This window comes from Chlorogloeopsis sp. ULAP01 (assembly GCF_030381805.1).
GTDB lineage: Bacteria > Cyanobacteriota > Cyanobacteriia > Cyanobacteriales > Nostocaceae > Chlorogloeopsis.
The window spans coordinates 155692-180573 of record NZ_JAUDRH010000005.1; the positions used below are offsets into that span (position 1 = coordinate 155692).

A 24882-nucleotide genomic window follows, 5' to 3' on the forward strand; every position below is an offset into this window, starting at 1 on the left:
CAACACTAGATAAATAGTAGATATTGCTGTGCTAGCCTACTTCTATCCAAAGTTAGTCCACCGGAAAGGTAATTTATCTTTTTAATTTGCCTAACACTTCCACTGCTTTAGCAAATTGGGGATCTGCTAGGGTGCCGATTTTATCTCGTTCTTGAAGCCATAAATTTTGTCGCTGTTTATCGTTCAAATCCACAGCTATATCGGGAAGAATTCCTTGCTTGTTAATATCTCTACCACTGGGAGTATGATATTTCGCAATTGTCACTGTCAATCCTGAACCATCGTCTAGGGAACGTACTGATTGCACTAAACCTTTACCGAATGTTTTACTGCCAACCAAAACAGCACGTTTATTGTCTTGTAAAGCACCAGAAACAATTTCACTGGCACTGGCACTACCTTGATCCACCAATATAACCAGGGGTTTATTTGTCAAAGCGCGTCCGTTTGCCACTTCTCGTTCGACTTCACCTTGCCTGTCAATCATGGAGACGATCGCACCTTGATTAAGCCACATTCTAGCAATTTCCACGCTAGAGGAGAATAATCCACCAGGATTATTTCGTAAATCCAGAATATAGCCAGTTACTTGTTTACTTTCTAAGTTTTTAATTGCGTCTCGCACTTCTTTAGTAGCATTTGCACTAAACTGTTTGAGACGAATATAGCCAATACTCCCTACCGGAGATTGCTTTTGGGAAAACTCTACAGGATGAATTTCAATACGCGCCCGTGTAATTGTAAATTTTTTTTGTTGCCCATTGCGCAAGATTGTCAGGTTAACCTTAGTTCCTGGTTCACCTCGAATTAAGGATACAGCTTGATCGGTATCCATTCCCCGTGTGCTTTTACCGTTAATGTTGAGGATAATATCTTTTGCTAAAATCCCAACTTTAAAAGCAGGTGTATCCTCAATAGGAGCAATCACAATTAGTTGTTTGGTTTTATCATCCAAACCAATCTGAATACCGATACCTGTCAATTCACCAGAAGTTTCCGTTTGCAAATTCTTGAACTCCTGTGGATCCATAAATCGGGTGTATGGATCATTTAGCTTTTTGAGCATTTCTCGGATGGACTTATAAGCTTCCTGTTTGCTGTTGTAAGATTTGCTTAAGTACTCACGACGAACAGCTTGCCAATTTAGTCGATTAAAACTACTGTCTATGTACTGACGGTAAATAATTTGCCAAACTTCATCTATTAATTCTTTAGGCGATCGCTTTAATAACCTGGAATTGGAGACGTTTTGTGTAAGTTGAAGTTGTTGAAGAGAAATTGGCTGTGCTAGTTGCGCTGATTGTGCTGAGGCAAGTGTTTGAGAATTTTTAGTAAAAATATTGTACGTATTGCCTTGGCAATCTATTTTTGCCTCAGAACTAGTCTTGGTTCCATCAATGTGAACTGTTAGCCCCTGAGCAATACTATCTGGGGTTGCTCGTGAAGCGATCGCCATTTCAATTTGTAGCAATGGTAACGTAAAAGTACCTATCAGGCCAACAATTGCATGAAAGCGGGATGAAAGAGTCATAAATACAACAGCTTTACCAAGGTTGTCAAAAAGTATCTGTATCCATCTAGCTAATTTAGGAAGATGGGTAACAGTTACTTTTTTTCTTTTCTAGATATTGTAGGAATTTTTTTCATATCTGCAACTAAGCGATCGCGTAGCGTACACATCTCTACCTCAATAGCCCGTGAAGACAAAATTCTTTTGCTGCGCAATCCGCCTAAATACATCCATCACAAGTGGTGATAAAGTCTTGTGGGATTTTACATCCAGATTATATATAATATGCAATCACCCATGATGTTGAACTTTTTTTAGTGTCTGTACGCTCTGGATGGTTTGTATATTTGTGGTTGAATACAAGTATTTATTTTTTAATTTGATAACGGATGAGATTTCTAACTTCTTCTATAGGTAAGTTCAATACTTGAGCAATCCTTACCTCTAATAGGTTTATCTCAGTCAATGGAAGCATAAACTCTAAATTGGTTAAAGGATCATTAGCAGTTTTAACTACTACAGAACTAAATCCTTGTTCTTGATTAACTTCAGCTTTAATGACTTTTAAATTAACTGGAATTTCTATTTTTAATTGACTTGGAGATTTAAGTTTTTTGATTTGAGGATCAAAACCCAATTTTTGAGCGATCGCTAATTCATAAGAATTATAATTAGAGTTAAGAAATTCAAACTCTAATTTTTTAATTATCGAATTTCCTGTTTTAATTTCAACTTGAGTAACTTTCTCTTCTTTTTCAATTTCGATAGCAACAATTTTAAAATTTAATTTTAGATGTGCCTGCGGCAGTTGATCTGCTTGTAACTTGTTGAAAGTTCTGTAAGGAAGACTCAACAATTGTTTTGTTACTAAATCACTAGTCACCCAAAAAACAATTCCTACTAAAAGTAGAGGTAATAAAAATAATAAAAATGGCAAGCGTTGGTAAGACATAATCTGTAACCTTTAAATAATTTAACAATAATCATTCGACTTTTACGTACAAATTTAATAGTCTTTAAAACTGTCTAGGGATAGAGTATCTCCGCCACATTAATCCATCTAAAATATAAAACAAAGTCTTTCTTGTGGAAGACATTAATGATATTTTGACTTTTATACTATGAAATAAAAGACTATCACTTTTACTGCAAAGGCTTACCTCTAATGTTTTATGCGAATATTACTGGTAGAAGATGACTTGGAACAGTTGGAGCCATTACAGGGTATCCTATCTGAAGCTGGATATATTGTAGATGCAGCAGAAGATGGAGAAATTGCTCAATGGCTAATTTCTCAAAAAGAATATGACCTGTTAATTTTAGACTGGATGTTACCAACAATTAGCGGGTTGAGTCTTTGCCGTCAATATCGTCTCTCTGGTAAAACTGCACCAGTGTTGATGCTAACTGCTAAAGACACTACGCCGGATAAAGTCATGGGTTTAGATGCGGGAGCAGATGACTATGTGGTTAAACCCGCCGACTTGATCGAACTACTGGCGAGGGTGCGTGCTCTAGGGCGTAGATCTCCAAATTGGCAAGGAGATACTCTTTGCATATCAGATCTACAGCTACGGCTGGCTAACTTGAGTGTAGAACGTGGTCAAAAAAAAATAGAATTATCTCCTCGTGAAGCGCAACTGCTAGAATATTTAATGCGTCACCCCAATCAAGTTTTAACTCGCAACCAAATGGAAGAAGCTTTGTGGGAATGGGGTATGGAGCCAGAAAGTAATGCCCTAACTGTGTTAGTACGCAAGTTGCGGCACCGCTTGCAGTTAGTAGGTGCAGAAGATTGGATCAAAACAGTATATGGTATGGGTTATCGCTTCCGTCCACCTGAATATTGAGAGTGGGAGAATAGGGGCGGGGGAGAGTACCAAACCACCAACCATTAACTATTAACTATTAACCAAGAACTAATAACTAATGACTCTTAACTAAATATGTTTAATCGTAGCCGTCGTAATCTTGCAAGTTGGTTCACTCTCGCAATGGGGAGTATCCTAATTATATTTGCGGCGGTAGTTTATTATCTAGAAGTTATAGATCAGTTGGAGGAACTGGATCGATTACTCTACAAAAAAACCATCGTTATGGCAGCAAATGTAAAGTCAGAACTGTACAAAGGTGAGCAACAGGTAGACTTAGAACATGTACCATTGTTGGGAAGTAGAGTACAACCATTGCCAGATAGCCAGCTGGTGTATGCACGTTGGTACGATGATAAAAAGCAACTGGTGCAATTTTTCGGTGTGGCTCCTCATGATCGCCTATTAGTGCCAGGTGGGTTTGATACTATCAAGACTGATAACAAGCAAATATGGCTGCGTCAAGTAACATTACCTGTTTACCAAGATAATTTATTAATTGGTTATTTACAGGTGGCGATGCCAATGACTTCCACAGAAAATGCTTTGGCAAGCTTCCGTTTGGTACTGGCAATTTCTGTACCTATCACTTTAGGTGTGATTGCACTGACTGGTTGGTGGTTAGGAGGTATGGCAATGCAACCAATTTACCGTAGCTACGAGCATTTACAACGGTTTACGGCTGACGCTTCTCATGAATTGCGATCGCCTCTATCAGCTATTATCAGCAATGCCCAGTATGGTTTACTGTCTAAATCTAGCGATCCCCAGACACAGCGTCAGCGTTTTCAAAAGATTTTTGATACTGGTAAGTCGATGAGTAGTTTGGTAAATAATCTGCTGTTTCTTGCCCGTTATCAAGGCAGATTACCCAATGAATCTTTGCAAGAAGTCGATTTAACTAGCTTACTGAAGCTAATAATTGATGAATATGGCACACAACCAGAAGCACAACATATCAGTTTAATTTCTAAGTTACCTATCAGTAGTGTAGATGTACTTGGTGATAAATTATTACTACACCAAGCTGTAGTTAATTTACTAAGTAATGCTTGCAAATATACACCTTGTGGTGGTCAAGTTCAATTACAGCTACATACCCAATCACGCTGGGCTGTAATTCAAGTTACAGATAATGGTATTGGTATTCCTAAAGCTGATCTGCCATACATTTTTGAGCGGTTTTACCGAGTGGATAAAAAGCGTTCTCGCAAAACAGGAGGATTTGGTTTAGGGTTAGCGATTACTCAACAAATTATCCAATCTCACAGTGGTGAAATTAGCGTCAAAAGTTCAGTTGGAAAAGGTTCAACGTTTCAACTTATTCTGCCTTTGGCTTCAAAAGGATTAAGCATTAAATGCTAGTAGCCCTGATTTCTCTTGAGTCATTTTGTAATCATATTTAGAAAGTAGACTAGAAAAGCTGAATATTAAACGTCACACAAACTAAAATTCCAAAAAATAGACAAAATGAAACTTGGACAATGGCTGGGATTTCTAGCACTGGTGATTTCGCTTTACATCCTTTGGCAAATTCGGCAGCTATTGTTGCTATTATTCACTGCTGTAGTTTTAGCAGTAGCGATTAATCAACTGGTACGGCGATTTCAGCAGTCTGGTATCAAGCGGATTTGGGCTGTGTGGCTAAGTTTGGGTATTGTCATAACGCTACTAGTTGGCGTTTTCTTTTTGATTGTGCCACCATTTATCGAGCAGCTTAGGCAGTTAGCAACGCTCTTACCAACTGGAATCAATCAAATACAGAGGGCTATTAATTGGTTAGAGCAGCGCTTTTTAGAGACTTATTTACCAGAGATTCCTGATTTTAATCGACTGATTGAACAACTTCAGCCTTTGGCTACTAATTTTCTGCAACAGGCGATCGCTATTTTTTCTACCTCTGTCACTGCAATCTTAGAATTTCTCTTGGTTATTGTTTTAACTTTAATGCTACTTGTTAATCCCCAACCTTACTGTAGAGTTTTTGTGCGCTTCTTTCCCGCCTTTTATCGTCCTAGAGTCGAAGAAATTCTTTCTCGTTGTGCGCAAGGTTTAGGTAATTGGACAATTGGTGCTTTGATTGAAATGGTATTTATTGGGGTTCTTAGCGGAGTGGGGTTGTGGATTCTAGGAGTACCACTGGTGCTAGCTCATGCAGTTTTAGCAGGTTTACTTAATTTTATTCCTAATATAGGCCCAACTTTAAGTGTAGTGCTGCCAATGGCAATAGCTTTTGTTGATACCCCATGGAAAGCCGGAGCAGTTTTAATTTTATATATCATCATTCAAAATATTGAAAGCTACTGGCTCACTCCAACAGTCATGGCAAAACAGGTAGCATTATTACCTGCTGTCACTTTAACAGCACAAATAGTTTTCGTCACTCTGTTTGGAGCTTTGGGATTATTGATGGCAATACCATTAGCAGTGGTTGCTAAAACCTGGATAGAAGAAGTTTTATTTAAGGATATTTTAGATCAATGGCGGCAAGCTCCTTCCTGAGTAGAAGGAGATGACAGAGGGCAGAGGAGCCAGCGCGCCTTTGTGGGTTAAGCGTGTTGTAGCGACTGGCGCAGACAAGGAGCAAGAACGTGCTGATCGATTCTCCCCTTCCTCTTCATGTGCGTAATTCAGCAATGGCTATTTATCTAATTGCAACATAAGTGTGTAGAAAACCATCATATAGCTAAACAAATTAGAGATTAATCAGGTTAAAAACCTTGTGCTCGGAAAATTGCAAAACCGCTTCCAAAATTTTAAAAAGAAAGTAGTTGAGCCTGTCCAAATTCAACAGCTAGAAATAGAATTGCTGGCAGAATCAGTATTAGACTCTTCTTATTTGATTTTGATTGTTGGTTCCTGTGCGATCGCTACTTTTGGCTTATTAACTAACAGTAGCGCGGTCATAATTGGAGCTATGATTGTTGCACCCTTGATGTTGCCAATTCGAGCTTTGGCTTACGGGGCTTTGCAAGGAAATGTGATTTTATTCCGCAAAGGAGTCATTGCCGTAGCAGTGGGAACAATCATTGCAATTGCGATCGCCTACGGTTTAGGACTATTTGTCAGTCTTCCTAGATTTGGCAGCGAGGTGCTGGCACGTTCGGAACCAACTCTATTAGATTTAGGGATTGCAGTCGCGGCTGGTGGTATCAGTGGTTACGCTAAAGTGGAACCGAAAATTTCTGGAAGCCTGGCAGGAACGGCTATTGCTGTTGCCTTAATGCCTCCAATTTGTGTGATTGGCTTAGGATTATCACAGGCAAACTTTTCGCTCAGTATTGGAGCAACCCTGCTATACCTGACGAACCTGCTAGGCATAACTCTTTCATGTATGCTGACATTTTTGCTAGCAGGTTACGCATCTTTGCATCGGGCGCGAAAACCCCTGCTTTGGACTATAGCTTTGACGGTTATTCTTGTCATTCCCCTAGGCGTAAGCTTTTATAGGTTGCTTCGCCAAGCACAGTTAGAAACTAGTGTACGACGAGCATTATTAAGCAAAACTGTTACTTTTCAAAGATTACAGTTACTTACACTAGAAACTAACTGGTTAACCAATCCACCACAAATTCGTCTCAACGTGCGGGCAAGGGAACCCGTAACTCCTAGGCAAGTGCAGTTATTGGAAGAATTTATTGAGCGAGAAATGGGGCAATCTTTTACTTTAATTTTTGAAGTTGGTGAGGTACAAGAAGTACAGCGAGAAGATTAAAAACAGACAAGGGGAGGTGGGGACAAGGAGATGGGGAGATGAGGAGGTTGGGGAAGCTGGGGAGCACCAGGGACAGGGGAGAACAACCAACCACTAACTAATGACTACATAACCAATCGTTAACCTTAATGGCTTGATTAACCAGAAGCACAATGCCAAAAGCAAAATCCCTAAGTATCGATTTTTCTCAGGAAAAGGAGGCAGGATATCAACGCGTTTACTCGCGATCGCCACTTTTAACTAACCTGCCAACACTGTGGAACGGATTTTATTTTGCATATGACTGTCAACCTGCTCATGAAACTCCTGAAGTATTTGCTCCACAACACGGAGTCGCTATTTTTACACAAGTACCAAAAATAATCAACTACGAGCAATCAATTGACGGGCAATTTTACAGAAAACAAATTTTTCCAGGTGATATTGTTATTACACCAGCAAATATTGCTACTCGTGCTCAGTGGGATACAGCATTCAGTATAATTCTTCTCGGTTTTGAACAAGTAGTTTTTAGGCGTGCAATTTATGAGTCGTTTGACCCTGATCAGGTAGAGCTAGCACCACACTTTGCTATTTCCGATCCACTAGTCTACCAAATTGGGCTAGCACTTAAGACAATGCTAGAAAATGACGGGGCAGGAAGCCGTCTGTATGCGGAAACGATGGCTAACGCCTTGGCTGTTCATCTTTTGCAAAACTACTCAACGCAAAAACTTAGTTGGCGTGATTATCAAGATGGTTTACCTCGACACAAGTTACAAATAGTAATTGATTATATTCACGCCCATCTTAACGAAGATATAGGATTAGCAGAACTAGCAGCGTTAGTACAAATGAGTCCGCGTTATTTTCTGAAACTTTTTAAAACATCAACAGGTTTTACCCCCCATAAATTTGTTATTCACACCAGAATTGCCCGTGCTAAGGAATTGCTGTTGTTAAAACAAACAAGTATTGCTGAAATTGCCCTCAAGGTTGGTTTTGCTAATCAAAGTAATCTGAATATGCACTTCAAACGCTTGCTTGGTGTAACACCCAAACAATTTCAAAACAAATAGCAATAACTTACAAAAATCGGAATAACTTGCAAGACATGAGAGTGCCAATTTTGCTTATTTAGAAGAAACATAATTGTGTCTTTTTGTTAAATTCAACAAATTCAAGGGTTGATAGCAGCAGACACAAAAGTTTCGTTAAAAGTTCAAGCAATTTGGAATTGGCAAATATGAGTACAGGAATTGACTTACAAGAAAGTTTTATCCAATCTCTTTTGGATATAGGAGTACCACTGGGAATAGCAAAAGCAATTTGGATGCCGCTACCAATGGTGCTGATGATAGTTGGTGCCACAGTGGGAGTGTTAATTTGTATATGGCAAGAAAGAAAGATTTCTGCTGCCGTACAACAAAGGATTGGCCCAGAGTATATAGGGCCATTCGGATTATTGGCAAGCGTCGCAGATGGTTTAAAGTTAGTCTTTAAAGAAGACGTAGTGCCAGCGAAATCAGATGTGTTGTTGTTTACCCTTGCCCCAGTGATTGTAATACTTCCAGTATTTCTCTCTTACCTAATTGTGCCATTTGGACAGAATTTGATCATCAGCAACGTAGGTATGGGAGTATTTTTGTGGATAGCTTTATCAAGTATTCAACCCATTGGCTTGCTGATGTCTGGCTACGCATCGAATAATAAGTACTCCCTCTTAGGAGGTTTGCGAGCCGCAGCGCAGTCAATCAGTTACGAAATACCTTTAGCTTTGAGCGTGCTGGCAATAGTAATGATGTCTAATAGTCTTAGCACCGTTGATATTGTAAATCAGCAATCTGGATACGGTATCCTGGGTTGGAACATTTGGCGACAACCAATCGGTTTTATCATATTTTGGATCGCAGCCCTTGCCGAATGCGAACGATTGCCCTTTGATTTACCCGAAGCCGAAGAGGAACTAGTAGCAGGTTATCAAACAGAATACTCTGGCATGAGATTTGCTCTGTTTTACATTTCTTCGTATGTGAATTTAGTGCTTTCTGCGTTGTTATTAGCCGTTTTGTATTTGGGAGGTTGGGATTTTCCCATTCCGATGAGTCTGATAGCTAGCTGGTTGGGAGTCAGCGCCAACAACCCTGTGTTGCAGATTGTCGCGGCGTCATTGGGCATCACCATGACTTTGCTAAAAGCCTATTTCCTGGTATTTCTTGCCATTTTACTACGCTGGACGGTGCCTCGCGTTCGTATCGACCAATTACTAAATTTGGGGTGGAAGTTTTTGCTACCTATTGCTTTGGTTAATCTACTAGTAACAGCCGCTTTAAAGTTAGTTTTTCCTTTTGCTTTCGGTGGTTAGCATACTTGTGCCAGACTTGATATTAACTATTACTGCAAGTTTCCAGTCAATTCCAGAATTTCATCAAAGCAGAAACGACGAACCAAATCAGTAATTCCCTCTGCCAATGCAGAATGAGTTTGGGGGATCTGCTCAAGCAGTTGTATGATGCGATCGCCATCAACCTGCAAAGCTGCTTGATGTAATTGTGCTAACCATTGTGCAGACATGATTGTGATTAACTCAGAAAATAGTATCGCTGGGCTTGCTTGTGGATTTTTTTCCTGTGCTAGTATCGCTTCTGGTTGTGCATAAAGGTAACTTACTCCCAAATGTTGGGCAATTTTTTCAAACAGTACCTGTTCTCGAAAAGGCTTGCGAATCAAATCATCACAACCTGCCGCCAAAATTGTTGCCTTTTGTTCTTCAAAAGCACTCGCTGTCAGAGCAATAATTACAGTACGGATTCTAGACACAAAAAGATTTTCCCCACCTCCCCTTGTCTCCTTGTCTTTTTGTCCTGTTGCCTCCCTCGCTCGAATCTCCCTAGTTGCCTCATAACCATCCATCACAGGCATCCGCATATCCATGAACACAAGCTGCGGTTGCCATGTTTGCCATAGTGCTATTGCTTGTTGCCCGTCTGTTGCAGCTTCAACTTCAAAACCAACGCTGCTTAACAATTGTAAAATTGGTTCGCGGTTTTCTTGACGGTCATCTACAACTAAAATACGATAATGAGGCTGTTGTGGTGCCAATTGCAGGACACGGCTTTTGGTTAGTTGGGTTTTAGCTTGTAATGGTTGTGTGGTTTTGACTTGCACATTAAAACTAAATGTTGAACCTTGCCCAAGTTTGCTGTGAGCGCGAATTTCTCCAGCCATGATTCGGATAAATTGATGGCTGATAGTAAGTCCCAATCCGGTACCCTCTCGCATTTGGATGCCACTGCTTGTCTGCACAAAGGGCTTAAACAAATTTTCGATTTCTTCTGGTGCGATTCCGCATCCGGTGTCTTCTACCTCGAAAATTAGGGATTGGGTAGATGAAGAAGACGCACAGACGTTATCAAAAACATTCCCCACCTCCCCGTGTCCCCACCTCCCCGTGTCGTCTTGATTCCCCACCTCCCTGTGTCCTCTTCTTGCACGCAGTGTTACTCCTCCTTGCTGGGTGAATTTGACTGCGTTACTCAAGAGGTTGATGAGAACTTGGCGGAGTTTTCCTTCATCAGTATGAATGTATTGTGGTAAGTCTGGGGCGATTTCAAATGTGAGGAATAACTGCTTGGCTTGTGCACGGATTTGGAACATTTGTTGTAGCGTTTGCAATAGTCCAAATAAATCAAAAGATTCGGGGTTAAAAACGACTCGCCCTGCTTCGATTTTGGACATTTCCAAAACGTCGTCTATTAAGTTGAGTAAATGTTCTCCACTACGGTTAATTGTTGCTAATGATTCACGTTGTCTGCTATTTAAGGCTGGATCTCTCTCCATGAGTTGGGCAAATCCAAGGATGGCATTAAGCGGTGTGCGTAATTCGTGGCTCATGTTGGCTAAAAACGCACTTTTGGCTCGGTTTGCTGCTTCTGCTGCTTCTTTGGCTACTCGTAGTGCTTCTTCTGCTTGATGTCTTGCTCTACCAATCGCGATTAATTCGCCTACCAGTTTGAGAAAGTTAATTTCTTCTTGACTCCAAATTTTACAGTTTTGGATTACATCTGCACCAACAAACCCAACTACTCGATCAGAGTGAATCATCGGCACTCCAACCATTGATTGGATAGACTGACTTTCAAACATTATTCTCTCTGGCGCATCGGATGGTAAGTTTGCGACACAGGAAATTTGACAAACTTTGCCGTGAGCAATTTCAGCTAGTCGAGGGAACATTGTCACAGCTCCTTCTCTAGCCATATAAGTTAATGGTTCAATATTAGCAGCACACCATTCATAGCTCAGATGCACGTGGCTGCGATCTTGCGAGTACTCAAAAATACAACAGCGATCAGCACCAATAAATTGAGCGATCGCCTGGAGCGTAAAATTAATGGCAGTATCTAAATCTTGATCGATAAAGTGGCGAGAAATGCTGCTGAGTAAACTTTCTGCTTGAGCGCGACGCTCTAAGGCTTCTTCTGCTATTTTGCGCTCTGTAATATCACGCGCACACGTAATAATGAATTCATCACCACTCAGTGTAACTACTTTAGAGACGTTGCTGCCTAGCCATCGCCAACTGCCGTTCTTATGTCTTGCTCGCACCTCTGTCGATTGATTTCCACCAAATTCGACAATTTTTTGCAGTGTGGTAAAACTAACAGCTACATCGTCAGGATGAATAAAGGGCGCAAAATATTTTTCTTCTAACTCCGCGACATTGTATCCCATTATTCCTGTCATATTTGGTGATACATAAGTTATTTTGCCCTCTAGTGTCATCAAGGAAATAATATCACTGGCATTTTCAACCATAGTGCGAAATTTTAATTCACTCTTTTGCAGAGCTTGTTCTGCGCGTTTGCGTTCTAGTTCAGCACCGGCACGAGCAGCGAAAATTCTTAATATCAATTCTCTGCCTGGATCGTCTACCATTGGTTCGTTATCTATTACTGCCAAGTGACCCAAGATTTTACCAGAGGCATTAATTAAGGGAACTCCCAAATAACTCTCAGCACCGACAGTAACTAAATCTGTATCATCGGGGAAAAGAGTTTGAATCTTTTGAGGATAGTAGCATAAGTAGCCTTGTAAGACTTGTTCGCAAGGAGTGCCACGCACCTCATATTCAAAGTTTTCTTCACTTTGTTTATCTAACCAAACTGCTAAAGTGCGCGCTTTAGTTTTGGTTTCATCGATGCATTCTGTGACAACAGCATGGTGAACTTGTAGTACTTGAGCCAGATAACGGACACAGGAGCTAAAAAATTCATCACCAGTTTTTGCTGCTGTGCCTTCGACAATTAAACTTAAAGCTACCTCTCGCTGCTTGCGATCGCTTATATCTGTAGAAATAACTGTTGCAATCCAGTAGTCTGCAACTTCATCTCGTACAGAGGTAATAGTAAGAGAAATCCAACGCAGATTACCATCGGGATGATTATACCGATACTCTCCCTCGTAAGTTCGTCCTGCAAAAATATCATCGTAGGCTTTTTCATAAATAGCTGCCAAATCTTCAGGCAAAATACGCGACACAAAAGAAGTTTTATCTGCTAATAACTCTTCGGGAGAATATCCCCAAAGCTGTAGGCTTTTTGGCGAGCAGTATTCAAAATCCCAATCGCGATGGGCATACACTCGAATTCGATAAATTGCAGCTAGGGCGCTATCAAGAATTGTGTTGAGTCTAGCTTCCGAGGCTTTGCTAGCTTCCTCTGCTAATTTGCGATCACTAATATCAACAATCATAAAATCCAGGCAAGATTCTTCTTTGTTGGCACGAGCAGACATTAGCCCCCAACTTATAACACCATCACGGCGACGTAATTGGATCTCAAAATTACGTACTTCACCATGCTGTTCTATTTGAGTTAATAGCCAAGAGCGATCGCCTGGATTGACATGAAATTCGGGTGCATAACGCTTACCAATTAGATCAGCAACGTAACTATAGCCAATTATTTCTGCACAAGGTTGATTTATTTCCAAAAATAACCCATCTTCAAGACGAGTACGACCAATACCCACTAGAGAATTCTCAAAAATATTTCGATATTTTTGTTCGCTGCGGCGCAGAGCTTCTTCTGCTCGTTTACTATCGCTAATATCTCGCCCTAATGTCAACAATCCCTTGCGTCTGCCATCATGCTGAAACAAGGGGATTTTGATCATATCAAAAATGCTCACCGTGCCATCTGATCGAGCAATAACTTCCTCTACTCTATAAAGAGATCCCTTTTGCCAGGCTTGTTCATCCGTTTGGATGCAATTGAGTAAAGCATCACGATCAAAAATACTGTATTGCGCTAGTTCTATATCTGTTTTACCTTTATACTCAACACCTTGTAGTCCTAAAAATTCCAAATTAGCCTGATTCGACTCTAACCACCTTCCTGCACCATCTTTAAAGCAGATAATATCTGGCGAAGCATTAATCAGTGTCTGCAAATGCTCATCGCTTTCTTGTAGTGATTGTTCTACTTGTTGAACGCAAGTGTGATCTGGCCTTACCAAAGTGATATCTCTAATCACTATTACCGCAGATTTATCGTTTAATCCTGCACATTTTCCAGAGATTTGTAAAAGTAACCAATTATCTTTTTGTTTAAATTCATAATTTGTTGTTATGTAATTCCCTTTGTGCATTTGGACATCGGGGTACGCCTCAATAGCTACAGGTTGCTCTGACTGAAAAAGAGGCAATATCTCACTAAACCTAGAACCAATAATTTGACTGTGGAACTGGTTAATTAGACGCTCAAAGCTAGAATTGCACCATTGTATCTGTTGCTCTTCCCCTACCCAAACTACAGCATCAGCGATTACTTCCAGTGCTAATTGCATTTTGCTGAGGCTTGCCTGTAATTGCTCTATTTGCTCTTGCTGTTGAGCGCTCACCACTAACTCCTGATTTCATCCAAGATGTAAATGGCAACTTGGTATAGAGATTGTAACGCCATTTTCTTGCTGACGCATTTATCTATAAGCAAATCTACAGATCATCTATATAAGTAGAAGGCAGATGGCAGAATGTTAAAGGTTGTTTCCATCTGCTTTCTAGAAATTGCCATTTTACATTTAATCATGTCCACTAAGTAATCCAATTTGATTACTGAATCTCTTGTAGAAACGGCAGACAAGGGATCACCCCGCTTTATCTGAGAAATTTTTTCTAACCAGACGATTTTCTCCCCTAGTTCTACCCGATTTATCTCTAATTTAAAAACAAAAAAGTCGTCTCCCAACACCTCCTGCACGCAAAATCTGGTTAAGTTCGATACTCAGCGCAGAGTTTCTTGCAGGAGTTTTTCTACAAAGAAAATTCTTATTGTGAACTAAAAAGAAATATAAGTGAGAGATTACTGATAAATAGTGATCGCCTCCCCTACTTTTACCCGATTTATCTGTAAATTAACAGAAATTCAACATAAGACGTTAAAATAGTGGAAATTTAAAGACCTCCCTTTTGTGTTGTGGGAGTAAGTGTGTTGTTAATTCTCGTTAAAGGCACTGGTAAAAACTAGTAGTCTTTGGCGAGAATTTTTTCATTATTAGCGATCGCTGCTTGCGCTACCCTAGTTTTTCCCTAACCACTCCAGACACTAAGAGCACGAAGAAATAAGGAATACAGAGTTTTATTGCGTGAGGTTGTTAAGTGTTTTTTTATTTGAAAGTGCCTAAGCCTTTAAACGGAGATGAAATCACTGTTGCTTCTCTCTTGTATATGGGCTAGAAGTGCTTTTTAATTACCAATGAAAAAGTGTAAAGTCTGTAGACGCTTTTGTAGCTACCCGCAGGGTGCGCTGGCTTGCGGCGCTTATAACTTTGTAACAGAGAACAAAGGACAAATAACAAAAATCACCGTGAACTGGCTATAGAAAGGAGAAGAACGAAGAACAATGCAGATCAAACAAAATAAAATCTTCCGCCAAGAAGCCCTTGATCGTCTGTCTTCTCCTGAACAGTTAGATCAAGCAATTCAAGTTGTCAAGCCCCAAGCATGGCTAACCCTAACTGCTATGGGCTTTTTAGTTGCTATGGCTGGAGTCTGGAGTGTATTTGGGCGAATTCCCCTAACTGTGACAGGGCAAGGAATTCTCATTCGTCCCCGGCATATAGTGCAATTTCAATCTCCTAGTTCCGGTCAATTACTAACTTTAAAAGTCAAGCCAGGAGATATTGTAAAAAAAGGGGATGTGCTTGCTGTTATCGACCAATCTACCTTAAAGCAGCAGTTGCAGCAAGAGAAAGCAAAGTTGCAGCAACTACAAATTCAGAATCAAGAAATTGATAAGTTAAAAAAACAGCTAATTGCCCAGCAAATCCAAATCCTCAAACAGCAACGGATGGATATGGAAAGCAGCCTCAAGCGAGAGCAAGTGACGCCAAAGTTGCGAGATCAGACAATGAGCGCGATCGCCCAAAAACGCCACAGCTTGAGGCAAAGAAAGAAACACATTAGCTACTTGCTAGAAATCTTGCAACAACGAGTTGAAAACAGACGTCACCTCTTTCAAGAACGCGCAATCAGCCAAGATTTATTTGTGCAAACTCAGCAAGAATATTTCAATACTCAGACACAATTATTAGACATTGAAACACAGTTAAAAGAGCTTGATATTCAAACAACCAATGCTCAAAGAGATTATTTACAAAATCTCAATAAAAATGATGAAATTAGTACTAGAATTAAAGACTTAAAAACTCAAGAAACAAAATTACAAACCCAAGAACTTCAGCAATCTATAGAAAAAACGAATCAAATCCGAGAAGTTAAGCGTCGCATTGCTCAGTTAGAATTACAATTAGCAAAAGAAAGTAAAATCATTAGTAAATATAACGGTCAAGTATTAGAAGTAAGTGTTGTTCCAGGTCAAATTGTTAATTCGGGTATTCGCCTTGGCTCAATCGAAGCAGAAGATCCTAAAACAAAACTTGTGAGCCTTGTTTACTTTGCTAACAAAGATGGTAAACAAATTAAACCTGGAATGTCCGTACAAGTTACTCCCAGCTTTGCCAAGCGTGAGCGAGAAGGGGGCATCTTAGGAGCGATCGCAGATATTTCTTCCTTTCCTGTAACAACAGAAGATATTGCCGCACTGGTTGGCAATCAAGAAATTGCAGCTAGCCTTGCAGGCAAAGGAGAAGGTAAAGTTCAAGCTTTTGTGCAATTAAAAGAAGATCCAACTACGCCAAGTGGTTATAAATGGTCATCTTCACAGGGGTCACTACTAAAATTATCATCTGGTACCATTACCTCAGTTCAAGTCAAAGTGGGAGAAACAACACCTATTTCTTATATTATCCCGATACTTCGCTCTTGGACTGGCATCTATTAAAAGGGAACGAGGAACAGGGAACAGATAAAAGGAACTATTTCTATTAGTTCTCCGACTTCTTAAAGAAGTCGGAGAACTGTGTTTTTAATACTTGGCTTAATATATACTTATGAAAAAATAAAATACTGAAAAATATGTTTGGACGATTTTTAATTTGTAAAGTTAAGTATAGATATATTGAACCTAAAAGTAGCTCTCTTCATAAATGGAGAAGATTAACTGTCAACAGGGATACTTATCAACTTCGGTGCTGAGTATTCTTAAAATCCTTTGTATTTATCCTCCTTAATGTAGAGGAAATATACTCAAAAATTTGCTTTTTTATTCCACTCTTTAGTCACATTCTTTACTTTAACATCAAAAAACTAAACAAAAAATTTAAACAAATTACTAGTATATAAAGTTCTCAGCTAAATGCCAAAGTGGCAACCCTCAGTTGTGAAATTTGTTATTCATTGATTTACCGGGGATTTTTATTTATGTCTACTGATAACGCCACATAATCTTTAGTCATAGGCTGCCAGAAAAATAAACTTTTAATTGTCCCATCCTTTACAATAAATTTACGCTATATTTGAACAAAATTGGGAGGAATAAAACATACTAGATAACTAAATGGGGAAGCAAAATTGCCGTAAATTTTTTAGAATTACCATCACAATATGATTGGTCAGTTACTAGCAGGACATTATAAAGTCCTTGAAGTATTGGGTGAGGGGGGCTTTGGTCAAACTTACATTGTTGAGGACATACACCTCCCAGGAAAACCCAATTGTGTCCTCAAGCATCTTAAAACTACTAGTACAGACCCGGAATCTTTGGAAACTGCCAGAAGGCTATTTCAAAAAGAAGCCGACACTCTACAACAGTTAGGGAATCACAGCCAGATACCGAGACTTTTAGCTTACTTTGAAGAAAACCAACAATTTTATTTAGTACAAGAATTTATTGAAGGACACCCTCTCAGTAGAGAACTACCTCTAGGAAAAAGATGGACAGAAGCTCAAACTATTGAAATGCTCACTGAAGTGTTGAGCATCTTAGAATTTGTTCATACTCAGGGGGTAATTCATCGAGACATTAAACCTGATAATTTAATTAGGCGTGTATCAGACAACAAATTAGTTCTAATTGACTTTGGAGCTATCAAACAACTGCGAAGCCAAACTGCGATTGGAGCAGGGCAGCAAAACATTACTATTATCGTCGGCACTCGTGGCTATATGCCCTCTGAGCAAATTCGGCGTCTACCACGTCCTAGCAGCGATATTTACGCTTTGGGGATGATGGGTATTCAGGCACTAACAGGAGTATATCCCCACGAACTGCAAGACGATCCGAATACGGGAGAAATTCTTTGGCAAGATTTGGCTTCCATCAGCTCGGAATTAACGGCTATTTTAGCGAAGATGACGCGCTATCATTTCAAAGAACGCTATCAAACAGCCAGCGAGGTATTAGCGGCGTTACGAGAGTTGAGTAATTCGAGCAATAGTGCGATCGCAAGTGTTGAGTCTTCTGCAACCAGCCTACATCAGTTAACTTTAGAGTGGGTAGAAGATGCTCAGGTAAAGTATCGCACGATTTTGGAAAAGCAACAGAGTAAAAATCCTGGCAAAATCCGTATTGGTCGTGACCCTGAACAATGTGATATTGTTTTACCAGATCCGACAATATCTGGGCTGCACGTAGAAATCTTTTTTTATTCACCAAAACAGAGATTTTATTTACGGAACCTACGCCAGCAGAATCCTCCTATTATTGATGGGCAATTGCTATTGGCTGGAGAGATGCCTCTAGCATCTGGCAGCACTCTGCGTTTAGGACAACAGAATTTTAGAGTCAGGGAAATAAGCTGCAAGCAGTATCCTAGTGGATACACCCCGATGGATTATTCCAAGTGCTTTGCGATTACACTTGCATCGGCACAACCTGCACCTAAGACTATGCGGATATCACAAATTAAAAAGTCTGAAAACGGTGGCAGAAAAGTAACGTCGGTAAGTCCGATTATAGTCCCAGCTTCGATTGCGCCTAGAAGAATCCAACCTAAATTAAAGGTGGGTACAGCAGTTGCAGTTAGTGCGATCGCGGGTATATTTCTATTGAATACTGGTAATTTAAACAAAAATAAAGCACAACAGAATTTGATATTACAACAGCCTCAATTATGTCGTGTTGTTTCTCCTTCTGGCGGCAAGTTATTGGCAAAATTACGCTCTGAACCACAAACAGAGATTGGCGCAATGAAGCAATTAAATCTTGGCGAAAAAGTTTTATTTATGAGAGTACGAGGCGATTTTGTCCAAGTAAAACTTGCTGATGGCACCCAAGGTTGGGTTTTCGGAGATGATATTCAGCGTTGCCAAAAAACTATAGGTAATTCTGGTAGTTTTTATTCAGACTCAAATTTACAACCTAACTAGGGACTAGGGGCTAGAGACTAGGGATTAGGAACAGAAGAGGGAGAGGGAAAGAAGGGGGGAGTGGGGGAGAATTATTCCCCGTGTCTCCATGTCCCCGCCTCCTCTTTTCCCAATCCCTAAAATCCCGAACCAGGCTGCTTCAAAAACTCTTTTTCTTCTGATGTAGAGTTTCTTCCTAAAATCGCATTCCGGTGAGGAAAGCGCCCAAAACGCTCAATTATTTCCATATGACGAATTGCATAGTCAATACAACTAGCACTATCAGGATCGCTACTAAGTTGTTGAAATAGTTTTACTGCTTGACGTTGATGCTCAAGATTTTCACTGTGTTCAAATGGGAAGTAAATAAACCAGCGTTGTACCGACAATAATTTTCGGTCATAGCCTTGGGCAATAGCGTGCTGTGCAGTTGAAAGTGCCTCCCAATCTGTGGCAAAGGCATCTGGCGTATTGCGAAACATATTACGGGGGAATTGATCCAGCAGCAAAATTAGTGCCAGACAACTATCGGGAAATTGCATCCAGTCGTCTAAGTATCCCCCTGCCGCCTTTTGGTAATAATTAAAAAACTGGGTTCGCACTTGTTCATCAAACTCTGGTTTTTTAGTAAACCAAAAATCTCTTGGTTTTCCGTAATCTGGCTGTTCGGGCTTGCCAAACCAAAAGTCTAATACTTCTTGTGCCTGTGTCATTGTTTTTACTGAGCACTACAAAGAACTTGTCGCATTTTACGCATATTCGCTGGCAATTCAAAATTGATTGCTTGTTGAATTAAAATTGACGGAATGGGAATATTCGGAGTAGCTTGTACAGCATAACTAAGCAAAGTACCACTACCGCAATCTAAGAGTTTCAATTCAGCACTAAAATCGTGAAAACTGCCTTGTTCTAACCGGAACTGAATTTTCTGCCCCAGTTCTTCTACAACGTTTAAGTAAATTTCTACATGGGCAGTAAAAAACAAAAAAGCTTTTTGTGCTGCTTGATACAGACGCTTGACTTCACCTCGTCTTTGCAACACTTCGCTTTTGGTAATGTCAGGAAAATATTGTACCCAACGAGGGTAATCTGTGAGTTGTTGCCAGACTTGCGATCGCACTAGTGGTACATACATCCAAGCAGTTACAGCACCACCCCAAGCTGTATGCGCTCGTGTTTCTAACAAAATTTCACCCTGTTGTATGATTTTATTTTGCTCAACTTGACTCCAAGCCATTTGCGAACCAGGGGTACATGAGCCTGAGATATTGGATGCAAATATCATGTTTTCTGTCACTCCTCAACTCCTCACCTTCCAGAGATTAAAACTCGGAACTACTTAATTATTGATTAAGTGTATTCCATCAATTACAATTCCAGCCCAATAAACAAAATTTCCGAAAATAAATATTTTTAGCTAATTATGTTCTAATTTTTACTAATATTAAATAATATCTGTCAGCTTTTTCAGTAAAATTACCTTAAAGCTTGCAAAAATTGTCATATTGCCATACTAATCGATACTACTATCACTCGTACCATCCTCGAATACGAGCAAGTCATCAAGCGGCAAGCAGAGTAGGAATGATGCCAGAAAGCAGAAACGAATATTTTTTGGAAATTCCATTATTTTTGCTTTATAACCCCGCAAAACGGCACAAATGCTCAATTATACTAATTTTATGCAGATTGCATTTTCAGCAACGCTCCGGTTCACTCTTAGTCGATCTAAGATTGCTATATCTCAGCTCGAAGAACTGTTAAGTTAAGAGGCAAACTACGTGAGTCAATCTTCCAAATTCAATCGTACATTAACCCAAGCTTTTGGTCTGTTTCTCGGTATTGCCATCGCTGTTTGGGTATTGAGGGGTTTTGGCATACTTAGTTTTATCCCTGGAGGAATTATTTTGCTATTGTTTGTTTTGGCGATCGCCATAGCTGTACTCAGTTACGTGCAAAGAACTTGGTGGCGTTTTTAAGCGCTAGACATCTATACAGAAAGCTCAATTGCGTCTGAGTAAAGAGCATCCGTGCTTTTGAGGCTCCCTACCTTTGTATATTTCTACTCAAAAAAATAAAGCAAAAAGGAGATGTAATTATATTTGACTATTATTATTGATTGAACTATATCTCACTATCAAATATATCTATATGATTGCTCCAAAAATAGATACTACGCTGTGATAGTTTTATAGCGATTCCCTATTAGGTGAGGTACACAACCAATGTTTACAACGCAGAGAAGCGCTAAGGTTTGCCCAATTTTATTAGCAATGTACTCAGTACCTAAGTAGATTAGGAAACGCTATATTTATAAAGATTTTAGCAAAAAATAAATTGTTCCTAATTTGAAATTTTTTATATTAAGAAATATTGTTTTCTAGTTTGATATGGTAATGGATGCTCAACAGTTCAAAATATTGTTAGTTGATGATAGTCCAAATAATATAATTTTTTTATCTGATATCATCATTAAGCAAGGTTACAAAATTCAAATAGAAAAATTGACAAAAAATGCTGTAAATACTGCGATTGCTTATCTTCCTGATTTAATTTTGCTAGTTATTAGAGAGTCACAAATAGAGAGTTACGAAATTTGTCAGCAACTAAAATCTCATACCGTAACTCAGGATATTCCGATAATTTTTCTTAATGTTTTAAACACAGAAACAGCAAGAGTAAAAGTTTTTCAATCTGGTGGCGTTGATTATTTGACAGAACCATTACAGGCTGAAGAAGTTATAGCGCGTATAGAAACTCAACTCAAACTTAAAACATTTCAAAAGCAAGTAAAAGAGTATAAAAAACGAGAGTTGACATGGCAAAAAGCTTACCTTAGTGCCTTTTTTTGTGGCGCTCCTGTTGGCATGAATATTTTAGATAACCAATTGCGATTTGTACAAATCAACGAACTTTTAGCAGAGATTCACGGTTGTTCTCAAGCAGAGCATCTCGGCAAGACTCTACATGAGGTGATACCTGAAATCGCACCCTTGATAGTGCCATGTTACGAGCAGGTACTCCAGACAGGTAAACCTATTCTGAATGTGGAAGTAAGCTACCCATCAACTCAACAGCCAGATGTTTTGCGTTACTTTCTTGCTTCTTACTTTCCAATTTCAGGAGATGTGAATAACCTTTCTGGCGTAGGAGCAGTGTTGGTAGAAATCAGCAATGGCTTATGGCAAGATGCTACGCGTCTGCACAAACAAACTGAAATAGCATTACAAGAAAGCCAACAGCGTTATCAAACTTTAGCAGAAGCTTCACCTGTAGGAATTTTTCACACTGACTCCGCAGGCAATTGTTTATATGTGAATCAGCGTTGGAGCGAAATTACTGGACTTTCTCCAACAGTTGCCTTAGGTAATGGTTGGACATACGCTTTACATATAAGCGATCGCGATCGCATCTTTACCGAATGGTACAGTAAATTATCAGCAAGACAACCTTTTAAATCTGAGTGTCACTTCACACACCCAGACGGCAGAATTGTTTGGGTTATCTGTCAAACTTTTCCAGAAATCGGTAAGGATGGGAAATTAAAAGGCTGCATCGGCACAATTACAGATATTACCGATCGCAAACTAGCCGAAGATGCCTTGCGAGAGAGTGCAGAGCGGGAACAAGCCATCACGCAAGTTATTCAGAGGATGCGCCAGACATTGGATTTAGAAACCATATTTTCTGCTACCACCCAAGAACTACGGCAAGTTCTAAACTGCGATCGCGTCGTTGTATTTCGTTTCCATCCCGATTGGAGTGGCGAGTTTGTAGCCGAATCAGTCGAGAATGGGTGGGTTTCGCTAATTGAGAAAAAAAATCATCACCCTCATCTAACAGAAAGTACTCTTCAAAACGAAAGCTGCTTTCTCCAAACCGCCAAGAGTGTAAAGAATCCGATACTAGATACTTATTTGCAAGCAATTAAAAGTGGTATTTTCACCCGCAATCAAGATTTTCTTTGTGTACCAGACATTTACAAAGCTGGATTGGATTCTTGTCATATTAACCTCTTAGAAGAATTTCAAGCCAAAGCTTATATTACAGTTCCGATTTTTTGTGGCAATCAACTTTGGGGATTACTGGCAAGTTATCAAAATTCTACTCCCCGCCAATGGAAAAAAGAAGAAATCAACATTGCCGTACAAATAGGCAATCACTTGGGAGTCGCTTTGCAACAAGCTGAATTACTAGCACAAACTCAAAGACAATCGCAAGCACTCCAAAAAGCTGTAACATCTGCTGATGCTGCTAATCGCGCCAAAAGTGAATTTCTGACAAATATGAGCCATGAGTTGCGTACTCCCCTCAATGTTATTCTTGGCTTTACTCAAGTTATGAACCGTGACAGTAATCTATCTAGCGAACATCAGCAAAACTTAGCAATCATCAATCGTGCGGGTGAACATCTGCTCAACTTAATCAACGACATTTTGGAAATGTCCAAAATTGAAGCTGGTAGAACCACCTTAAATGTTAATAGCTTTGATTTAATTCTCCTGTTGGATAGCCTCCAACAAATGTTACACATCCGTGCTGCTGCCAAAGACTTAGAACTTGTATTTGAATATGCACCCGAAGTTCCCAGGCACATAATTACCGACTCAAGCAAACTGCGGCAAGTTTTACTTAATCTGTTGGGAAATGCCATTAAATTTACAGACAGTGGTAGTGTGAAGCTGAAAGTAAGCATTAGTAATCAAAAAGAGAGTACAGATGATTTAATTTCCACCGCTTCGTATCTTGATGCCAGTCACCACTTCACACAAAGCCACCCACTCTCACAAAAGCCGCACTACACGACTCTACAACTCAAGGAAGCACCTCTTTCAGAAGCCGTAACTACGGAGGCTGCTGCACATCTACATCAATCGCCTAGTAGATTGAAAAATCCTCTCAGAACTTTGGTTCACCACCAGACTGGCTTGTTTGTAGAAAACTCAAAATCTCCTGTTCCACAGACAGCGACTTCCCTGTTTGCTTCTTGTGCTAATTCTGTCTGTCTGCACTTCCAAGTCATTGATACTGGGCATGGTATTTCCCCAGAAGAAATTGAGTTACTTTTTGAAGCTTTTGGGCAAACTGAAATTGGTAGAAAATCTCAACAGGGAACTGGGCTAGGTTTAGCGATTAGCCGCAAGTATGTACAACTAATGGGCGGCGAAATTAGTGTCAGTAGTACCGTTGGCGTAGGTAGTACATTTGCTTTTGATATTCAAGTTACTCTTCCTTATCCTAACGAAAGTCAGATTACAGCTACTCCACACTGCCGAGTTAAGAGTTTAGCACCTGGGCAATCAGAATATCGCATTCTAGTAGTTGATGATGCCAAAGATAGTCGTATTTTACTAGTAAAATTACTAGAAAATATTGGTTTTGTTGTCAAGGAAGCAGCAAATGGTACCGAAGCCATATGCATTTGGGAAACTTGGCAACCACAGGTAATTCTTATGGATATGCGGATGCCTGTTATGGATGGCTATGAGGCAACAAGAGAAATTAGAGCTAGGGAGAAAAGAGGACAAAAAGACAAGGAGACAAAAAGAGGTGGGAAAAATCTTTTTGTGTCTAAAATATGTACTGTGATTATTGCTCTGTCAGCAAATGTATTTGAAGAACAACGACAAGCAATGATATCGGCTGGTTGTACCGATTTTATTAATAAGCCTTTTCGTGAACAAATAATCCTCGAAAAATTGAGCCAATATTTAGGAGTGAGGTATCTTTATCAAACAGAAAATCGTCAAAGTTTACAAGAAAAGCATATAAGTACAGAACAAATATTGTACTCTGGTGATTTAGTAGCTTTATTATCTACAATGCCACCGGAATGGTTAATAAAAGTGCATCATGCCGCAGCTCAATGTAGTGATGATTTAATTTTAGAATTGCTTAAGCAAATACCTACAGAAAAATCTCTGTTGGTAGACTGGCTTAAAAATTTAGCTCAAAATTTCCAGTTTAAGAAAATTATGGAATTGACAACTACAAATACTAAAGAACTACAAAATAGGAAATACAAAATTTAATTAATAGAAGATAAGTAGAAGTCAAC

General features: G+C 39.6%; 15 protein-coding genes. 10 read left to right on the top strand and 5 right to left on the bottom strand.

Annotated features, from left to right (window positions below; translation table 11 throughout):
- Window positions 1-73: 73 nt before the first annotated feature.
- Together ctpC and QUB80_RS11345 are read right to left on the bottom strand one after the other, a co-directional pair.
- Window positions 74-1531: a carboxyl-terminal processing protease CtpC gene (ctpC, locus tag QUB80_RS11340; RefSeq protein ID WP_289789611.1), complete on the bottom strand. Its 1458-nt coding sequence runs from the start codon at window positions 1529-1531 to the stop codon at window positions 74-76.
- Window positions 1532-1877: 346 nt separating this feature from the next.
- Window positions 1878-2462: a hypothetical protein gene (locus QUB80_RS11345; RefSeq protein ID WP_289789612.1), complete on the bottom strand. Its 585-nt coding sequence runs from the start codon at window positions 2460-2462 to the stop codon at window positions 1878-1880.
- A gap of 220 nt (window positions 2463-2682) precedes the next feature.
- Between QUB80_RS11345 and rppA the strand changes: the two genes are divergently transcribed.
- From rppA to nuoH, 6 genes are all read left to right on the top strand, one after another.
- Entirely contained in the window at window positions 2683-3360 is a 678-nt protein-coding gene (rppA, locus tag QUB80_RS11350) for a two-component system response regulator RppA (RefSeq protein WP_289789613.1), read from the top strand.
- Between the two features lie 96 nt (window positions 3361-3456).
- Entirely contained in the window at window positions 3457-4746 is a 1290-nt protein-coding gene (locus QUB80_RS11355; protein WP_289789614.1) for a sensor histidine kinase, read from the top strand.
- Between the two features lie 105 nt (window positions 4747-4851).
- On the top strand, window positions 4852-5883 hold the full coding sequence (locus tag QUB80_RS11360; RefSeq protein WP_289789615.1) for an AI-2E family transporter: 1032 nt from the start codon (window positions 4852-4854) through the stop codon (window positions 5881-5883).
- A gap of 220 nt (window positions 5884-6103) precedes the next feature.
- On the top strand, window positions 6104-7096 hold the full coding sequence (locus QUB80_RS11365; RefSeq protein ID WP_289789616.1) for a DUF389 domain-containing protein: 993 nt from the start codon (window positions 6104-6106) through the stop codon (window positions 7094-7096).
- A gap of 152 nt (window positions 7097-7248) precedes the next feature.
- A complete protein-coding gene (locus QUB80_RS11370; protein ID WP_289789617.1) occupies window positions 7249-8154 on the top strand; it encodes a helix-turn-helix domain-containing protein in 906 nt (301 codons plus the stop codon).
- 167 nt (window positions 8155-8321) lie between these two features.
- Window positions 8322-9440 carry an NADH-quinone oxidoreductase subunit NuoH gene (nuoH, locus tag QUB80_RS11375; protein WP_289789618.1) on the top strand — a complete coding sequence of 373 codons (1119 nt, stop codon included), beginning with the start codon at window positions 8322-8324 and terminating at the stop codon, window positions 9438-9440.
- Between the two features lie 29 nt (window positions 9441-9469).
- Here nuoH and QUB80_RS11380 read toward each other — a convergent pair whose 3' ends face one another.
- Window positions 9470-13978, bottom strand: a complete 4509-nt coding sequence (locus tag QUB80_RS11380; protein WP_289789619.1) for a PAS domain S-box protein — start codon at window positions 13976-13978, stop codon at window positions 9470-9472.
- A 1001-nt stretch (window positions 13979-14979) separates the two neighbouring features.
- On the opposite strand from QUB80_RS11380, the gene QUB80_RS11385 reads away from it, so the two are divergent.
- Window positions 14980-16419, top strand: coding sequence for an NHLP bacteriocin system secretion protein (locus tag QUB80_RS11385; protein ID WP_289789620.1), 1440 nt, complete (start codon window positions 14980-14982; stop codon window positions 16417-16419).
- 662 nt (window positions 16420-17081) lie between these two features.
- Window positions 17082-18845: a protein kinase domain-containing protein gene (locus QUB80_RS11390; RefSeq protein WP_289789621.1), complete on the top strand. Its 1764-nt coding sequence runs from the start codon at window positions 17082-17084 to the stop codon at window positions 18843-18845.
- Between the two features lie 116 nt (window positions 18846-18961).
- Here the strand turns inward: QUB80_RS11390 and QUB80_RS11395 are convergent, their stop codons facing one another.
- Window positions 18962-19537, bottom strand: a complete 576-nt coding sequence (locus QUB80_RS11395) for a DUF924 family protein (RefSeq protein WP_289789622.1) — start codon at window positions 19535-19537, stop codon at window positions 18962-18964.
- 5 nt (window positions 19538-19542) lie between these two features.
- Window positions 19543-20109: an SRPBCC family protein gene (locus tag QUB80_RS11400; protein WP_502875292.1), complete on the bottom strand. Its 567-nt coding sequence runs from the start codon at window positions 20107-20109 to the stop codon at window positions 19543-19545.
- Window positions 20110-20605: 496 nt separating this feature from the next.
- On the opposite strand from QUB80_RS11400, the gene QUB80_RS11405 reads away from it, so the two are divergent.
- Window positions 20606-20803, top strand: a complete 198-nt coding sequence (locus QUB80_RS11405) for a hypothetical protein (RefSeq protein ID WP_289789623.1) — start codon at window positions 20606-20608, stop codon at window positions 20801-20803.
- Between the two features lie 411 nt (window positions 20804-21214).
- Window positions 21215-24856 carry a response regulator gene (locus tag QUB80_RS11410; protein WP_289789624.1) on the top strand — a complete coding sequence of 1214 codons (3642 nt, stop codon included), beginning with the start codon at window positions 21215-21217 and terminating at the stop codon, window positions 24854-24856.
- The last annotated feature ends 26 nt before the right edge of the window (window positions 24857-24882 follow it).

What these genes read in the sequence shown, in the direction of transcription:
- QUB80_RS11410 (WP_289789624.1), top strand. Translation starts at nt 21,215, where the DNA reads ATGGTAATGGATGCTCAACAGTTCAAAATATTGTTAGTTGATGATAGT.
- QUB80_RS11385 (WP_289789620.1), top strand. Translation starts at nt 14,980, where the DNA reads ATGCAGATCAAACAAAATAAAATCTTCCGCCAAGAAGCCCTTGATCGT.
- QUB80_RS11390 (WP_289789621.1), top strand. Translation starts at nt 17,082, where the DNA reads ATGATTGGTCAGTTACTAGCAGGACATTATAAAGTCCTTGAAGTATTG.
- QUB80_RS11370 (WP_289789617.1), top strand. Translation starts at nt 7,249, where the DNA reads ATGCCAAAAGCAAAATCCCTAAGTATCGATTTTTCTCAGGAAAAGGAG.
- QUB80_RS11355 (WP_289789614.1), top strand. Translation starts at nt 3,457, where the DNA reads ATGTTTAATCGTAGCCGTCGTAATCTTGCAAGTTGGTTCACTCTCGCA.
- QUB80_RS11395 (WP_289789622.1), bottom strand. Translation starts at nt 19,537, where the DNA reads ATGACACAGGCACAAGAAGTATTAGACTTTTGGTTTGGCAAGCCCGAA.
- nuoH (WP_289789618.1), top strand. Translation starts at nt 8,322, where the DNA reads ATGAGTACAGGAATTGACTTACAAGAAAGTTTTATCCAATCTCTTTTG.
- QUB80_RS11360 (WP_289789615.1), top strand. Translation starts at nt 4,852, where the DNA reads ATGAAACTTGGACAATGGCTGGGATTTCTAGCACTGGTGATTTCGCTT.
- QUB80_RS11400 (WP_502875292.1), bottom strand. Translation starts at nt 20,109, where the DNA reads ATGATATTTGCATCCAATATCTCAGGCTCATGTACCCCTGGTTCGCAA.
- rppA (WP_289789613.1), top strand. Translation starts at nt 2,683, where the DNA reads ATGCGAATATTACTGGTAGAAGATGACTTGGAACAGTTGGAGCCATTA.
- ctpC (WP_289789611.1), bottom strand. Translation starts at nt 1,531, where the DNA reads ATGACTCTTTCATCCCGCTTTCATGCAATTGTTGGCCTGATAGGTACT.
- QUB80_RS11345 (WP_289789612.1), bottom strand. Translation starts at nt 2,462, where the DNA reads ATGTCTTACCAACGCTTGCCATTTTTATTATTTTTATTACCTCTACTT.